The 16,524-nt window shown below is 59.4% G+C and carries 17 protein-coding genes; 15 read left to right on the top strand and 2 right to left on the bottom strand.

The window, feature by feature from the left end; all coding sequences use genetic code 11:
- Positions 1–6: 6 nt before the first annotated feature.
- The 15 genes from AB7813_RS17600 (at position 7) to AB7813_RS17530 (ending at position 14,321) form a co-directional block, all read left to right on the top strand.
- Positions 7–1,266, top strand: a complete 1,260-nt coding sequence (locus tag AB7813_RS17600) for an ABC transporter substrate-binding protein (RefSeq protein ID WP_439083931.1) — start codon at positions 7–9, stop codon at positions 1,264–1,266.
- Between the two features lie 62 nt (positions 1,267–1,328).
- Positions 1,329–2,084, top strand: coding sequence for an ABC transporter ATP-binding protein (locus tag AB7813_RS17595; RefSeq protein ID WP_158596725.1), 756 nt, complete (start codon positions 1,329–1,331; stop codon positions 2,082–2,084).
- Positions 2,077–2,781, top strand: coding sequence for an ABC transporter ATP-binding protein (locus AB7813_RS17590; RefSeq protein WP_439065187.1), 705 nt, complete (start codon positions 2,077–2,079; stop codon positions 2,779–2,781). The genes AB7813_RS17595 and AB7813_RS17590 overlap by 8 nt, the downstream gene beginning before the upstream one ends.
- Positions 2,782–2,788: 7 nt before the next feature.
- On the top strand, positions 2,789–2,983 hold the full coding sequence (locus AB7813_RS17585; protein ID WP_147421581.1) for a hypothetical protein: 195 nt from the start codon (positions 2,789–2,791) through the stop codon (positions 2,981–2,983).
- Positions 2,983–4,368, top strand: coding sequence for an amidase (locus AB7813_RS17580; protein WP_439065186.1), 1,386 nt, complete (start codon positions 2,983–2,985; stop codon positions 4,366–4,368). Before AB7813_RS17585 ends, AB7813_RS17580 begins: the two co-directional genes overlap by 1 nt.
- Positions 4,369–4,384: 16 nt before the next feature.
- Entirely contained in the window at positions 4,385–5,374 is a 990-nt protein-coding gene (locus tag AB7813_RS17575) for an amidohydrolase family protein (protein ID WP_439065185.1), read from the top strand.
- Between the two features lie 48 nt (positions 5,375–5,422).
- Positions 5,423–6,061 (top strand): flavin reductase family protein, encoded by a 639-nt coding sequence (locus tag AB7813_RS17570; protein WP_120287366.1) that lies wholly within the window; start codon positions 5,423–5,425, stop codon positions 6,059–6,061.
- A gap of 116 nt (positions 6,062–6,177) precedes the next feature.
- Complete coding sequence (locus tag AB7813_RS17565; RefSeq protein WP_439065184.1) at positions 6,178–6,528, top strand: VanZ family protein; 351 nt, start codon at positions 6,178–6,180, stop codon at positions 6,526–6,528.
- A gap of 347 nt (positions 6,529–6,875) precedes the next feature.
- The gene (locus AB7813_RS17560; protein WP_139285789.1) at positions 6,876–7,778 is read left to right on the top strand and encodes a LysR family transcriptional regulator; all 903 of its coding nucleotides are present in this window, start codon (positions 6,876–6,878) and stop codon (positions 7,776–7,778) included.
- A 154-nt stretch (positions 7,779–7,932) separates the two neighbouring features.
- Entirely contained in the window at positions 7,933–8,367 is a 435-nt protein-coding gene (locus AB7813_RS17555; protein WP_089267729.1) for a TadE/TadG family type IV pilus assembly protein, read from the top strand.
- 12 nt (positions 8,368–8,379) lie between these two features.
- On the top strand, positions 8,380–10,038 hold the full coding sequence (locus AB7813_RS17550; RefSeq protein WP_439065183.1) for a TadG family pilus assembly protein: 1,659 nt from the start codon (positions 8,380–8,382) through the stop codon (positions 10,036–10,038).
- A gap of 52 nt (positions 10,039–10,090) precedes the next feature.
- Positions 10,091–10,474 (top strand): ribbon-helix-helix domain-containing protein, encoded by a 384-nt coding sequence (locus AB7813_RS17545; protein ID WP_439065182.1) that lies wholly within the window; start codon positions 10,091–10,093, stop codon positions 10,472–10,474.
- Between the two features lie 115 nt (positions 10,475–10,589).
- Positions 10,590–12,257 carry a methyl-accepting chemotaxis protein gene (locus AB7813_RS17540; RefSeq protein WP_439059976.1) on the top strand — a complete coding sequence of 556 codons (1,668 nt, stop codon included), beginning with the start codon at positions 10,590–10,592 and terminating at the stop codon, positions 12,255–12,257.
- Positions 12,258–12,312: 55 nt separating this feature from the next.
- Positions 12,313–12,942: an NUDIX hydrolase gene (locus tag AB7813_RS17535; protein ID WP_175368070.1), complete on the top strand. Its 630-nt coding sequence runs from the start codon at positions 12,313–12,315 to the stop codon at positions 12,940–12,942.
- A 185-nt stretch (positions 12,943–13,127) separates the two neighbouring features.
- Positions 13,128–14,321 carry a hypothetical protein gene (locus tag AB7813_RS17530; protein ID WP_439065916.1) on the top strand — a complete coding sequence of 398 codons (1,194 nt, stop codon included), beginning with the start codon at positions 13,128–13,130 and terminating at the stop codon, positions 14,319–14,321.
- Between the two features lie 56 nt (positions 14,322–14,377).
- Here AB7813_RS17530 and AB7813_RS17525 read toward each other — a convergent pair whose 3' ends face one another.
- Complete coding sequence (locus AB7813_RS17525; protein ID WP_309942441.1) at positions 14,378–15,166, bottom strand: DUF4167 domain-containing protein; 789 nt, start codon at positions 15,164–15,166, stop codon at positions 14,378–14,380.
- Positions 15,167–15,644: 478 nt separating this feature from the next.
- Positions 15,645–16,520, bottom strand: coding sequence for a peptide chain release factor N(5)-glutamine methyltransferase (prmC, locus tag AB7813_RS17520; protein ID WP_439065915.1), 876 nt, complete (start codon positions 16,518–16,520; stop codon positions 15,645–15,647).
- Between the last annotated feature and the right edge of the window lie 4 nt (positions 16,521–16,524).

Raw genomic sequence — 16,524 nt, 5'->3', positions numbered from 1 at the left:
TTCGAGATGGATCGCAGGCAATTTCTCAAGAACACTACGGCGGCCGTCGCTGCCGCGGGCGTCGGCGTCGCTCCGTGGCGCTCCGCACAGGCCCAGGCTGGCCCGATCAAGATCGGTCTGCTGGTGCCGCTGACCGGCGTTGTCGCTTCGGGCGGCAAGGAAATGGTCGAGGGTGTGCAGTTCTATCTCGATCAGGTGAAGAACGAGATGGGCGGCCGCAAGGTCGAGCTGGTGATCGAGGACGATGCGTCGAATCCCGACACCGCTTTGCAGAAAGCGCGCCGTCTGGTCGAGCAGGGCAATTGCCACATGCTGATCGGCAATCTGCTCGCCAATACCGGCCTTGCTGTCGCCAACTACGTTAAGGGCACCGGCACGCCCTACTTCATTCCGATTATCGCGGCTGACGATCTCACCCAGCGCGCCCGCATCAAGAACGTAATCCGCGTCGCCGGCTATTCTGCCAGCGCCTTCACCCATCCGTTCGGTGATTGGGCCCTGAAGCAGGGCTACAAGAAGATCGCCACCATCAGCCAGGATTACACCTTCGGCCACGAACAGTGCGGCGGTCTCGCCCAGGTGTTCACCGAAGGGGGCGGGCAGATCGTGCAGCAGTTCTGGCATCCGCTGAACACTGCCGACTTCAGCCCCTATCTCGGCCAGCTTGCCGATCTCAAGGTCGACGCGATCTTCGCGATGGAGACCGGCGCGGACTCGACTCGTCTGATCCAGCAATATGCGTCGTTCGGTCTGAAGGAAAAGACGCCGCTGTTGATGGCGATGAACGGCACCGACCAGTCGGTGATCCGCACCATGGGCCCCGAATGCGAAGGCATCATCGCAGCGGCACATTTCGCTGAAGGTTCGGACGTCCCGACCACGGCAAAGTTCGAGAAGGATTATGAGGCGAAGTACGGCAAGATCCCGTCGCTCTACGGTTTCTCGATGTATTCCGGCATGATGTGGATCGATGCCGCGCTGAAGAAGATGGGCGGCAAGGTCGAGGATCGTGAGGCTTTCATTGATACGGTGCTCAAGACCGAGCTCGACAATTCGCCGCTCGGCAAGACCGTGAAGTTCGACGACTACGGCAACCCGATCTACGACGTCTACATTCGCAAGGTCGTCAAGCGCGCCGATGGCAAATACTGGAACGTGCCGATCGAGACCTATCCGAATGTCTCGCAATTCTGGAAGTACGATCCGGCGACCTATCTGAAGCAGCCGCCTTACTCGCGGACCTTCCAGGGCATCAAGAAGACCTGATTCAATATTGCTGACATCGAGGCGCGGCCGTGTCGCCGCGTCTCGTTCACTGGGAATTATTCGTGTCCGATCCGATCCTGACGCTGACAGATGTGGTAGTGGCCTTCGATGCCTTGCGGGCGGTCGATGGCGTCAGCCTGATTGTGCCGCGGGGCCAGCGCCGCGCCATCATCGGCCCCAATGGCGCCGGCAAGACCACATTGTTCAATGCCATCGCCGGCGCGCATCCGCCGACCTCCGGCAAGATCACATTCAATGGACACGACGTGTCCAGACTGCCGCCACACCGGCGTGCGCAGCTCGGCATCTCGCGTACCTTCCAGATCACCAACCTGTTCCCCACGCTGAGCGTGCAGGACAACATGATGCTGGCGCTGCGTGGATTGAAGCCGAAGAAGTTTTCGCTGTTCGGCTCGCCAGATGCGGACGAGGGTGAGGCTACACGTATCGCGGCCGCGCTGAATGCCGCACGGATCGCCGAACGCGCGGACATCATCGTCAAGGAAATGTCCTATGGCGAGCAGCGTCAGCTCGAAATCGCGATTGCGCTGGTGACGACGCCAACCATGTTGCTACTGGATGAGCCCGCGGCCGGCCTGTCGCCGTCGGAGCGCTCGATGATTGCCGAGGTGATCCGTTCGCTCGATCCGGCGATCACCGTGATCCTGATCGAACACGACATGGATCTGGCACTCGGTCTGGTCGACTACGTCACCTGCATGTTCGAAGGCCGCGTGCTGGTGGAGGAGCCGCCGGAAGGCATCCGCCGCAACAAGCAGGTTCAGGAAGTCTATCTCGGGAAGCCGCGTCATGCTTGAGGTCAAGGATCTGCACAGCGGTTACGGCGACGCGGTCGTGGTGCGCGGTGCGTCGCTTGAGGTGCGCCCTGGCGAGATCGTGGCGCTGCTCGGCCGCAATGGCATGGGCAAGACCACCTTCATTCGCTCGATCATGGGCCTGACGCCGCCGCAGGTGCGCTCGGGCACGATTACCTGGCGCAGCGATAGCCTTATTGGTCTGCGTCCCCATGATATCGCCAATCGCAAGATTGCGATCGTGCCGCAGGGGCGGCGGCTGTTTCCGTCGCTGACGGTGACCGAACATCTGACCATGCTGAAGAGCGCGCGCGCCAAGGACGGCTGGACGCTCGATCGCGTATTCGGCATTTTCCCGCGGCTTGCTGAGCGCCGCTATCACCGCGGTGGCCAATTGTCTGGTGGTGAGCGCGGCATGCTGGCTGTGGGCCGTGCGCTGATGATCGACCCCGAACTGGTTCTAATGGACGAGCCGTCCGAAGGCCTCGCGCCGGTGATGGTGCAGCACCTCGAAAGCATCATTCTCGATCTTAAAAAGGAAGGGCTGTCGATCCTGCTGGTCGAGCAGAATCTCTATAGCGCGCTGGCCGTCGCCGATCGCGTCTACATTATGGAAACCGGGCAGATCGTGCATCACGGCACGTCGCAGGAAATGAATGAGCAGACTGACGTGCTATTCCAGCGCCTCGGCGTGCATTGAGGTGATCATGAGCGAAGACCTATTGCGTCAAGTCGCCGCCGAATTGAACAAGGCGCCTGGCGCCGCTGAACGCACACCGCGCATGACGGGGCTGGTCGTGGAAAACAACACGCGCGTCGCGACTGCGGCTATTCAAGACATGGCGTTCGATTCGACGCCCTACGCCTATCAGGCGTGGCTCGCTGGCATGGACAAGCGCTGATGCAGAGCGCGATTGCAGCCCTTGATCTCTGCGCCCTCGCGGATGCTGTCGCTAAAGGCGAAGTTACGTCCGTGAAGGCGACAACGGTGGCGCTGGAACGGCTCGATCTGATCGGCCGCAAACTGAATGCCGTGGTGCGGCTTGACGACGAACGGGTGCTGAACGCGGCCGAAGCCGTCGACAAGTTGCGCGCATCGGGAGCGGCATTGCCAGTACTGCATGGCGTGCCCCTTGCACATAAAGACCTCTTCTATCGCGCCGGTGATCTGTCCGGTGGCGGCTCAAAAATCCGGGCGGACTTTCGCGCCGACGTGACAGCCACGGTGATCGCTCGGCTCGACGCCGCCGGCGCGCTCGATCTCGGCCGGCTGCAGCTGGCTGAATTCGCGATGAGTCCGACGGGCTATAACGAATCGCTGGGGCATGCACGCAACCCATGGAATCCTGGGCATGTGCCGGGCGGCTCGTCCTCTGGTTCCGGCGTCGCCATCGCCGCGCGCCTCGTGACCGGCTCGCTCGGGACGGATACCGGCGGTTCACTACGTCATCCCGGCGCGATGTGCGGCCTGATCGGGCTGAAGCCGACCTGGGGACTGGTTCCGACCGATGGTGTGATGCCGCTATCTGCCTCACTGGATTGCACGGGACCTCTGGCTCGTACCGCACGGGATGCCGCGCGACTGCTGTCGGTGATCGCGGATCGCGACTATGAAGCGACGCTCGACAGGGGTGTGACCGGGATGCGCATCGCAATTCCCGGTGGGTACTACCGCGAGCTCCTGCATCCGGATGTGGCGACTGCGCTCGACGAAGCCGTGAAGACGTTGCGGTTGCTCGGCGTCACCGTCGTCGAGACCTCACCGCCGGATATGGCCTTGATCAACGCGCTGATGCAGATCGTCATGAGCGTCGAGGCCGCGACGATCCATCGCCGCTGGCTAATCGACCGCCCGCAGGATTATGCCGATCAGGTGCGCTCGCGCATCGAGCCTGGCCTGCTCTATCCGGCGACCCGTTATGTGGAAGCGCTGTCGCTGCGTACGCAGATCACCCAGCAATGGATCGCGTCCTGCATCGGATCCGCCGATCTCGCGCTTCTGCCGGCGATCTCGATTCCGGTACCGACCATCGCGGCGACCACGGAAGGCAACCCCGCCGACGTCGCTGCTGTGATCGGCCAGCTCACACATTGCACCCGCGGCATCAATTATCTCGGCCTACCCGGAGCGTCAGTGCCGTGCGGCTTCGATGCGGCAGGTCTGCCGATCGCGTTCCAGCTGGTCGGCCGCCCCTATGCCGAGGCCGATATCCTGCGCGCCGCTCACGCCTATCAGGGCGCGACCGACTGGCATCATCGCGTCCCCGACGCTGCCGAACTGAACTAGGAAAAAGAGATTCCGAATGCCCATCATCGATATGCACACCCATGCCCTCAGCAAGCGCGTCGAGCCGCTGGTGGCCGGGCACTACGATCCGATGGACAATCCCTATCGCCGCGACATGTCGCCCGCGAGCCGCGAAACTGATGCAGAGCAGGGCAAGCTGCTGCCGGGCTTGATGCTCGACATCGCCAAGCGCCGCGAGATGATGGCGAAGATGGGCGTCGACTTTCAGGTGATCGCGCCGGCACCGGCGCAACAGAACTACTGGGCCGACGAAGATTTGCAATGTGCGCTGTCGCGCGTGCAGAACGAAGACATTGCCGCGCTTGCGGCGCAGGATCCTGCACATTTCGCCGGGATGGGTACGCTGCCGATGCGGTTTCCCGGGCGTGCGGTGGAGGAGGCGGTTCATGCAGTCGAGCAGCTCGGCCTGCGCGGATTCCAGATCGATACCCGCGTCGAAAACCTCGAACTGTCCCATGCCGCCTTCGATCCACTCTATGCGCGGCTTACCAATCTGCGCGTACCGCTGTTCGTGCATCCCCTGGGCTTCTCCCATGGCCAGCGGCTCGGCGATTTCTTCATGGTCAACAGCGTCGGCCAGCCCATCGAAGAGACGATTGCGATCGCCCACTTCATCATGGGTGGCATTTTAGACCGGCATCCGGATCTCGACGTGGTTATCGCTCATGGCGGTGGTTTCTACCCATTCTACGCAGCCCGACTGGATCACGCCTGGAAGGTGCGTCCGGAAGTACGCCGGCTCACGGCAGATGCGCCGTCGACCTATCTTAGGCGGCTCTGGTTTGACACCTGCGTTTTCTCTGCGGAGCTGATCGACAACCTGATCAAGACGGTGGGCCTCGATCGCGTTATGATGGGCTCGGACTACCCGTTCGACATGGGGGACCCCGATCCGGTAGGGCTGGTCAACAAGGCCAAGCTATCGGACACTGATCGTCAGAAAGTCCTGTTCGGTAATGCGAGCCGGCTGTTCAAGATCGGATAAGCTCCTGCCTCGTTGCGGCAAGGTGCGGCACAAGAGGCAAAACCTGCGATGACGATCCACTTTGATTTCGCCAAGCTTAGCGCGCCGGAGCGCTACAAGTTGCTTTGTGGTCTCGTTGTCCCGCGACCGATTGCGTTGATCACAACCATTTCCGAGGCTGGCGTGGTCAATGCAGCGCCGTTCTCTTTCTTCAATGTGTTCTCCGAAAAGCCGCCGCTGGTAGTGGTCGGCCTGCAGGCCAGGCCCGACCTGTCGGTCAAGGACACGACCCGCAATGTGCGCGCCAATGGGTTGTTTGTTATCAATATGGTGGATGAGGCCCTTGCCAACGATATGGTCGATTGTTCGATCAGCTTTCCATCTGACATCGGTGAACTGGATGCCCTGCAGCTCCCAATGACGGCTGGCATCAATGTGCCGGTCCCGCATTTGGCGAAGGCGCCTGCGGCACTGGAATGCCGAAAAGTGACAATGATGAACTTTGGCGCAGAACGCGACCTACTGGTCGGAGAGGTCCTGGGCATTCAGGTTCGCGATGGTGTTGTCGACCCCGTCACCTTGCGTACGGACTATGATCACTATCTTCCGGTCGCACGCATCGCGGGAACCATGTATGCACGGATGCAAGATCGGTTCGAGATCAAACCTGACAGTTTAGACACTTGGCAACTCCGCAACCCCCGCTGAGGGAGGTTTTGTCCGCGGAGTGCGTCGGAATGCCGGTGGTAGTTCTCTGCGCGTTCGATTAACCGTCAGAGGTGAGAAATTGCCGCTCCTGCGGTTGCATGGGATATGACTGCTGGATGTATCGGAAAACCGTCATTGTTGTCGCGTGGACTACACTTGCATTGATTGCTTTTGCGACTCTGTCACCGATCGGTTTGCGGCCGCATTTTGGCGGCGTCAGCCTTGAGCGCTTCGGCGCATTCGCACTCGTGGGCCTTTTGTTCGGTCTCGCTTATCCCCGCCATCTCTGGCTTGTCCTGACGCTCGTTGGGGGGGCGGCAGTCGGGCTGGAGGTGCTGCAACATCTGACGCCGGACCGGCACGGCGAGGCGCGGGATGCGCTGGTCAAACTTGCAGGTGGCGTCACCGGCATCGGGATATCGCTCGCGCTCCATCAGACCTTAAAGCGATTTATCACCTTAGGTTGAAAATCAGCTGAACTACTCACTGAGGTACGTCAGTTTTTTCCGCGAATCGCGTTTGGTGAGTTCCAGCCTGTGAAGCGCTATCCCGATGCTTTACATCTCGCGGCTTTAAAAAAATACGTGTAATCACGGTAGTGCTCTACCCGCGCCCCCTCTTGAGACTGCTAATGGCAGAAATCACACATGTCTCCACATGAAAGTACTTGGCATGTGTAAAAAGACACCGATACAACTTGAAGGATGGTGTATGCCGTGGCGTCTACAATTTGGACGAGCCTAAGAAACGTTTCGGCCAGATTGATGTAGATGGCCGATGACTTTGGTGCGAGGTCTCGAAGCGGACAATTCCGTTGCGTGGAGAAGACGTCGATCTCAAAGGACAACGTATTATGCATCGGCGGTACCAGCATTCGAGCATCCCAACCGAAATCATGCGATCGGTTGTCGGTATTTCCGAAGCCGGCAGTATCACCAAGGCCGCGAAGCTGCTCGGCCTGAGCCAGCCTGCCATCAGCTCGCAGATCAAGCGCATTGAGCACGCGGTCGGCGGCAGTATCTTCCAGAAGTCTGCCAACGGCTCATCGACGACAGAACTCGGAAAGCTCGTTCTGATCCAGGCCAGGAAGATTTTGGAGGCGAACGACCAGTTGCTCTTGCTGCGTGGCGCTTCGCCCGAAGATCAGACCATCCGGCTTGGTCTGACCAATTTCTATTCGCAACGCGCAATGGAAGGGATGAGCAAGGCGGCGATGAGCAATGTCTGCATCTATTCGGATAATTCGGCCGAGATCGCGAAAAGCATGCTCGACGGCTACGTCGATGTCGGCGTGTTCCTCAGTATCTCCGATATGCCCGGGGATGCGGCCATCGATGTCATCGCGCAACGCGACGATGAATTGACTTGGGTTCGATCCAGGGATTTTACGTTAAGCCCTGGCGCGCCCATTCCGTTGCTGACCTGGCCGGGGCAGATCGTGCATAACGTCATGATTCAGGCGCTTGAGCGCAAGGGAATGATCTATCGTATCGCATTTTCCAGCCCGGACTATCATGCACGGATCGAGGCTGCGAAGGCGGGCATCGGTTTGACCCTGCTGCCAACGGCACTGATCCCGGCGTCGCTCTTGGCCGCCAATGAGTATTATCTTCCAAAGCTGGCGATACCCAAACTCGTGCTATGCGCGCGCGAGGGTATTCGCAAGAAACACAGCATTCTAATAGAGGAACTACACGTTAAATTCTTCGGAATATAGTTCTCTCATCAGCGCGCGTATCAGAAAACATGATCACCTCATCAAATCCAATGCCATCATCCAACACAATGCAGGCATTGGAGATGATCGATCCCACCAAGTGGTAGCAGAAGTTGTATAGGTAGTTTTCACGCGGTCTTGCGAAGCTCAGCGCATGTTGAGATTCGATGCCAGCATGAAAAAACTCCTATCGTGTCGACGCGGTTCTTCCGCAGTCGAATTCGCGATGCTGCTTCCCGTCTTCCTGTCGATCGTTTTCGGCATCGTCGTCTTCGGGTCATATTTTGCAGTCGTTCACGGTGTTCAGCAGCTTGCTGCCGAGGCAGCACGTTCCTCTGTCGCCGGGCTGACCGAGACCGAACGTGGCTCGATCGCATCGACCTATGTCACGTCGAATGCCGCGACTTATCCGCTGATCAATGCGTCAAAGCTGAGCGTCAATGCGGCGACATCGTCGTCGAACGCAAACGTCTTCGTAGTCACGGTCAACTACGACGCGTCGACCATGTTCATCTATTCACTTCCTTTCGTGCCGATGCCTCCATCGCAAGTCTCGCGATCTGCCGCCATTCCCTACGGAGGGTTTTGAGCGATGGAATCGATGCGCGCACTTCTCAAGAGGTTTCGCAACGACCAGCGCGGAAATATTGCCATCATGTCTGCGGGCGGCATGATCCTGGCCGTTTGTTGTGCTGCACTGGGTGTCGATATCGGGACCATTGCCGCCGATCGTCGCAAGACGCAGGCTGCCACGGATCTCGCCGCGATCGTTGCGGCCAGCAACTTAAGCAATGCGACAAACGCAGCAAAGGCGGCGGTCACCAGCAATAACTATCCAGCCAGCGCTCTGGTCGGTGTAGAACTCGGAACTTACACAACCAATTCCGCCGTCGCTGCGCAAAGCCGCTTTGTCACGCCAGCGACTGGAACAGCCAATGCGGCGCGGGTCAGTCTTCAGACGGCGACGCCCCTCTACTTCAGCCATTTCTTTACCGGCAGCAACAATTTCACCATCAAGACAACGGCGACCGCAACAACGACGGCCATCGCGTCGTTCTCGATCGGTTCGCGATTGGCATCGTTAAATGGCGGCTTGTTGAATAGTGTTCTCGGATCAATGCTGGGCACGACCCTGTCGCTGTCAGTCATGGACTACAATGCGCTTCTTGGCGCGCGCATCGATGCTTTCACCTTCCTCTCGGCGCTGGCGACGCGCGTCGGTCTGACCGGTGTCACTTATGACACGCTGCTGAATTCGAACATCAAGATCGGGGACGTTCTTGCCGCAGCGCTGAGCGCGCAGCAGGCTACCAATGGTAGCGGCACCGCGACCACCGCACTCTCGACGATATCGCAGGCTTCGGCACCCGTGACGACCAAGATTGCGCCTGGCAAGCTGATCGATGCGGGCCCCTACGCGAACCTGATCGTGGGCGTCAAGCCGAAAGACGGTGTGAGCATCTCGCTTTACGATTTGCTACAGGCAACAGCTGGAATCGCTAACGGCACCAACCAGATCGCCACATCCGTCAATTTAGGCCTGCCGGGCATTGCCAGCGCGTCGCTGACGGCGACCATTGGCGCACGGCCACAGGGATCCGGCTGGATTGCCGTGGGCACGCAGGGCGTCAGTGTTCATACAGCTCAGACACGTGTGCTGCTATCCATCCAGTTGATCGGAAGTGGTTCGGCGTCATTGGTCAATCTACCGGTTTATGTAGAGGTCGCGTCGGGCACAGCGACGCTGAACAAGGTCAGTTGCGGCTATCCCAACGTCAATACATCGAGCGTCACGCTTGGCGTTACGCCGGGCATTGTCGATGCATGGATAGGTAACGTCACTGTAGCCGACCTCAACAATGTTGCGACCAAGCCGAATCCAGGGCCGGCACCGCTTGTGAATCTCCTGGGTATTCCAATTGTGACGGCAAAGGCCCATGCGGGCATGGGCAACACCACGCCGGTCAGCGTCAATTTCAGCTATTCGGATATCACGTTGCAGACGAAGAAGACCGTAAACACGACAAACTTCACGTCGTCCCTGACGGGCAGTCTGCTTGGCGACCTCAACATCAGTGTTCTTGGACTGGGTTTGGCGATCCCGGGTCTTGGTGGACTCGTCACCAGCATCATCAGCGGGGCAACCAGTTCAATCGATCAATTGCTGGCGGCAACGTTGGCAAGTCTCGGCGTCGGAATTGGACAGGCCGATGTGTGGGTATCCGGCATTCGCTGTGACGGCGCAGTGTTGGTGAACTGAATCAGTAACGCGTGAACTTCAATGCCAGCTTTAACAGAAGAGGACTGATAAAATGGGATACGAAGCCGCAATGAACCGCCCCAACGTTAACCGCAAGCGCTCGGTTGTCGTCTCGAAAAAACGCACTAGCGTCAGCCTGGAAGACAGCTTCTGGGCCAGCCTGCAAGCGATCGTTCGCATGGAGAATACCACTATCGAGCACTATATCGAGAAGATTGAGCGCAAGCGCGAAACACCAAATTTATCATCCAACCTGCGTATCGCTGTGCTCGAGTATTTTCAGCAGATTGCTGCACGCAGCTTGACGGCCGGTACGGCCGATCAACCGGCTGCGAGCAGCAATGCCAAGCTGCATGACAACCACAACCAGCTGGCTGAAAAGGTAGCGGCCTATTGGGGGCGTGAGGGATCACACAATCAGCAGCTGGTCGACTAGGTCAGCTGCTCGAACCTTCCAGTTTATTTTGATTTGAGGAAACGACGCGCCGCGCCGCGCGACGTCGTTCGTCGACTATTTTACGACAACGGCCGTTTTGGCCACGGAGCGACAGATGTTTAACCGACAGAGCAAGACCGATTTGCAGAATGCGTTGGCGCAAGCGACCGCCATCAGTCGCTCCCAGGCCATCATAGAATTCAATCTCGATGGCACGATCATCAAAGCGAATGAGAATTTTCTCAAGGCGCTCGGCTACACGCTCGATGAGATCAAGGGCAAGCACCACAGTATATTTGTGGAGCCTGCCGTACACGAGAGTGTCGCTTATCGGGAGTTCTGGGGTAACCTTAACAGGGGTGAATTTCAGGCAGGGCAGTTCAAGCGGGTCGCCAAAGGCGGCAGGGAGATCTGGATCGAGGCCTCCTATAACCCGATCATGGACAAGAGTGGTAAGCCGTTCAAAGTCATCAAATTCGCTACAGATATCACGGCGCAGAAACTCGAAAGCCTCGAAGCCTCCGGAAAAGTGATCGCGATCAGCCGTGCGCAGGCGGTCATCGAATTCAATCTTGACGGAACTATCATTACCGCAAACGAGAATTTCCTGAACACGCTTGGTTACGCGCTGTCCGAAATACAGGGGCGGCATCACAGCATGTTCGTGGAAGCCGGTGAACGCGATGGCGCAGCCTACCGGGACTTCTGGGCGCGGCTCGGCCGGGGTGAGTATCAGGCGGCCGAATACAAGCGCGTCGGCAAGGGTGGCAAGGAAATCTGGATTCTCGCGACCTATAATCCGATTCTCAATGATGCCGGCAAGCCGTTCAAGGTTGTGAAATTCGCGACCGACGTGACCCAACAAAAGTTGCTGGCCGCTGATAGCAACGGCCAGATGGCGGCTATTCGCAAGTCGCAGGCGGTCATCGAGTTTCGCATGGATGGCACCATCCTGACGGCAAACCAGAATTTCCTCGATACGGTCGGTTACACGATCGACGAAATCCGGGACCGGCATCACAGCATGTTTGTCGATCCGATAGAGCGATCTGGCGCGGCCTATGTGGAATTCTGGGCGAGCCTCAATCGCGGGACCTATCAGGCCGCGGAATACAGACGCATCGGAAAGGGGGGCCGGGAGATCTGGATCCAGGCATCCTACAATCCGATTTTCGATCTCAACGGCAGGCCGTTCAAAGTGGTCAAATACGCTGCCGATATTACGGCGCAGGCCATGGCCCGCCTGAAAGCTGAGCGCGCTCGTTCCTTGATCGAGTCGGTCGCTGCCGGCAGCGAAGAGATGAATGCATCGATCCGCGAAATCTCCGAGACGATGGTGAAGTCCCGGCAGACGGCAGAATCCGCGGTGCAACAGGTGGAGACGGCGGACATCCAGGCGCAGCGGCTCACCTCGGCTGCACATGCCATGGGAGGCATCGTTGGGCTCATCGGCGACATCACCGGCCAGATCAATCTGCTCGCCCTCAATGCGACCATCGAATCGGCTCGCGCCGGTGAGGCGGGGCGGGGCTTTGCGGTGGTGGCCGCGGAGGTCAAGAATTTGGCCAACCAGGCCAAGCAGGCGACCGACAAGATAAGCAGCGAAATCGAGGCCCTGAACGGTATCTCCGGTGACGTGGTTGGCGCACTGGTCTCGATCAAGCAGGCGATCGAACATGTTAACGAGTTCGTGACCTCGACGGCAGCGGCCGTCGAAGAGCAGAGCACTGTGACCAGTGATATGTCTGACAACATGCAGCGCGCGGCATCTGAACTGGCCTGATGCGCTGAATTTACCGGCTTTGTTGGATCGTCCGTGACTGTGCTATCAATCGCGGATGATCCTGCCGTTCAATGCCGCCACCCGAACAATGATCGAGAATCGCCTAGCCGCATTCACGCGGATCGACGAGGGCCAGTACGCTTCGGGGCTGAAGCGTGCGGCGGTGGCCCTGGTGATGGTTGAAGCGGCGACCGAATTGGAGACCTCGCTGTTGCTGACGTTACGCGCGTCCGGTCTGCGCGCTCACAGTAATCAATGGGCACCTCCTGGCGGTCGCTGCGATCCCGGCGAGACGCCCGTGCAGGCGGCAATCCGCGAGTTGCATGAGGAGCTCGGTCTGCAGCTTACGCCGGACGATGTCGTCGGTGTCCTCGACGATTACCCGACCCGCTCCGGCTATCTGATCACGCCTGTCGTCATGTGGGCGCACGACAGCGTTCAATTGATGCCGAACCCCGATGAGGTCGCCTCGGTTCATCGCATTGCGCTGTCGCAGATCGCGCGGCCGCAGGCGTTCGATTTCGTTGCCATTCCCGAGAGCGACCGGCGCCTGATCCGCTACAGCCATTTCGGCCACTTTATTCACGCGCCGACCGCCGCGCTGATCTATCAGTTCAGCGAAGTTCTTGCGGGTCGCATCACCCGTGTGGCTGAGCTGGAGCAGCCGGTCTTCGCCTGGAAGTGATTCTGCTCCCCGGCGCGACGTGTCAGCGCAGGCAGCGTCCGGCCTTGGAAAGACATTGTTCACCAAACTCATCCAACGTCATTTTAAGCGGGGTATGTTTGACCCGCCTGGGACGGGCGCGGGGCGGCGTCCCGCCTCATTCCTCTGCATGGCCGGCTATGCCGGCTGACATCTCGACAGGTCCCATGTCTCATTTGATTCGCACCTTTACTGCCACTGTCCCGCTCGCGTTATTTTTGTTCATGCCGGTCGGTTATGCGCTGGATTCCGCCCAATTACCGGCAGGCGTTGCCAATGCGATGGCGCAGGGCGCCTCGCCGCAGGCCGTCGCAGAATACCGACGCAAGCTTGCGGAATATCAGGAAGCGCGCGCGGCCTTCGATCAGGAGGCCGGTGCCTATTGGGATGCAATCTCTGAGAAGCGAAAAATCCGCAACGCCAAGCGCCGCGACCGCCAGCAGATCACGCTTAATGACTATGTGCTGGAACAGGCGCCGCTTTATGAAGGACCAAAACGTCCGGTGAATCCGGAGCCCGAGGATAGCGATCCGCGCGTCCGCAAGGATCTTCCGGTGGTGGCGGATTTCCTCGCGGCGGCGAGGGAGCAATTTCAGTTCGTGCCGCAGCGGCCTGCCAATGAGATGGAGTTCAAGCGCGCTTATGCTCGTGCCGCCCTGCAGGCCGGGCTGACACGCGACATTGCGGTACGCGTCTATTCCTTCGAGACCGGTGGCAATGGCGGCCATGACATGCAGTCGGGCCTGAACCCGTCACGTCCGGGGTCTCGCGCGATCTCCACCGCTATCGGCTACAATCAGCTGCTCACAGCCAATACGACGACGCTCGTTGCCGAACAGGGGCCTCAGATTTTGAAAGTTCTGACCGAGAAGGCATCGACGCTCTCGGGCCCGCAGCGTAAGGCGATGGATCACAAGATTGCGGTCTTCAAGCGCATGCAGGCGACTGTGCGCACTGTTCCGCAAAACTGGAGCGCTCTTGAGAAGCTTGGCACGACCCCGCAGGGCTGGGCCATGCACGCGCTGGTGCTAGACATGGATATCGGCCCGCAATTGCAGGTCCACAAACTACTGACGTCAGTGAATTTTGCCCGCGCCCGTGGGTTTGATCGCCCGCTCAGCGCAGCCGAGCTTGAGATGATGAATCTCACTGGCGATGGCAACGGCTTCGATATGGTGACCATGCCGCTGGCGATGCGCGAACAGGTGCCGACGGCGAACTTCTTCCAGCGTGGCGGGTATGAGCGCAATCCGGTGGCGATCCGCCACAACACTGTGGCCAAGCTACTTGCAGTCACCAACGCGCGAATGGACAGCAATAGCAATCTGCCAGGCGCAAAAGAATTGGCCGCGGCTTTTTGAGCCACGGCCAATCTAAGCCTCGTGATGTGCGCTCTCTCGCCGGAGAGCGGCTGGGCTTATGAGTTGCCCGGATTGAAATCGTCGCTTGGTGCTTCTGCCGGCGCGCCAGCTGCAGCAACGTCGGGGCGAGGACCGTGCGGACGGCGGCGACGACGCGGCGGGAAGCGCTCTCCACCAGCATTCTGTTCGAAGCCGCCTGGAGCAGCACCCGGCTGAGGCTGCGCACCACCCGTGATGAAAGAAGGCAGACGATCGACACCATCGCCGACCGGCATCATCGGCTGCGGTTGCGGCTGATATTGCGGCTGGCCCTGCGGCTGATTCTGCTGACGGTGTTCGCGATTATTGTTCTCGCGGGGCTGATAGGGCTGTTCGCCACGCTGCTGATAGGGCTGACCACCCTCACGCTGCGGAGGCTGCTCGCGCTGCGCAAAGGGCTGCTGTTGTACCGGCACGAAACCGGGCTCGGCACCGAAGTTCGAGTAGCTCTCGCTCTCGTCATCGTTGTCCTCAGGCGGCATCTCGTTTTCGGTGCGCGGTTGCGGCTGATTCTGCCGGAACTGCTCCTGCGCGGCGGCGATCAGGCGGAAATAGTGCTCGGCGTGCTGATAGTAGTTCTCGGCAGCAACGGGATCGCCGGAGCTGCGTGCATCGCGGGCGAGCTGGACGTATTTCTCTGCGACGTGGGAGGCGGTACCGCGGATCTTGATGTCGGGGCCATTCGATTCGAAGACCCGGGTCATCGGGTTCTGGCCGCGCCGATTGTTATTGTTGTTATTATTATTGTTGTTGCGGTTGTTGTTGTTCCGCATCCGCTTGTTGTTGTTGTTCTGACCGTTTCGCATGTGTCGCCTTCAGTTATCGATCCAGAGTGTCACAGAGCTATGTTTCAAAGAGATGATTGCCGCAGTACATTGCGGGATGCGGACGCGTGAAGCGCCCGAATCGTCGTGCAGACCTTTGCTGCATCGATCTTGCCGTCATTCGCGTTCAACAAAGACGCGTTCCCCAACCGCCCGCTGACCATGCCAGCCGGACCAAATCACCCACCTGCCGAAACAAGGTCAGGCTTCTGTGCGTGAAGTTTAAAGAGCAATATCAGGCTTTCGTTCGCTTTGCGGTCGCGAGCAGCGCAGCTCTCTCAGCCATCGCGCTCAACCAAACCTGCCTGTTGGAACCTTTCACCCGGACGGGCTCTCTAGCGAGAATTCTGGCTTCCTGCCGTAAATCTACGGGGCGAGCCAACCCTGAACCGATGTTGTGACAGGAAGGTAGTCGCTCCCCGGGGATATTCCAAGTGGTTTTTTCTGTCGTAAGAAGGCTTTATCGGGGCTTTTTTTGTCCCGATACCGCCCTGCGAATGCCGCCCAGATCGGCTTTGGCCGGCCCCGGCAGGGTCAACCCGGACACCGTCATCAGACCGGCGACATCGTCGCTTTGGTCGTGGCCCACCTCGACCACCAGGAGGCCGCCGGGCACCAGCAACCGGGCGGCTTCGGGGGCGATGGTTCGATAGGCATTTAGTCCGTCTTTTCCACCATCCAAGGCGCGGAGCGGGTCGTGGTCGCGCACCTCGATGTCGAGGTCGGCAATGTCGGCCGAGGGAATATAGGGCGGATTGGAGACGATCAGGTCGAAGCCGCCGGCCAGGGCTGAGGCATAGTCGCAGACAGCGAAATGGGCGCGCTCGATCAAGCCGAGTTGCGCAGCGTTGGAGCGAGCCGTTTGCAGGGCGTCGAGATTGATGTCGGTCGCAATGCCGGTGGCGTTGGTTAACTCCGAAAGCAGCGCCAGCAGGATTGCGCCGGAGCCTGTGCCGAGATCGGCGATCACAAGCGGACGGTCGCGCGGACCAGCCGCATCGAGAAGTTCGAGCGCCGCCTCGACGAGGGTTTCCGTATCGGGACGGGGCACCAGCGTGTCGGGCGATAGCTGCAGCGGCAGGCCCCAGAATTCTTTCGTGCCTAGGACACGGGCCACGGGTTCGCCATCGATGCGGCGCTGTGCGAAGCGGGCAAGTTGGGCCGCTTCATTGGACGTCAAGATGCGATTCGCAGCCGAGATCAACCCGGTCAGATCGAGTCCGAGCGCGTCGCCTGTCAGCAAGCGCGCGTCGAGTTCAGCGGAATCGATGCTGTGGGTGCGGAGCAGATTGGTCAATGAGCGTCGTGCGTTCTCGACGCTCTGTCCGGCGAACATGTCG

The sequence above is a fragment of the Tardiphaga sp. 20_F10_N6_6 genome (assembly GCF_052076045.1).
Lineage (GTDB): Bacteria > Pseudomonadota > Alphaproteobacteria > Rhizobiales > Xanthobacteraceae > Tardiphaga > Tardiphaga robiniae.
The sequence above is the reverse complement of the archived record's forward strand: the minus strand, read 5'-3'. Positions and strand labels throughout refer to the sequence as shown.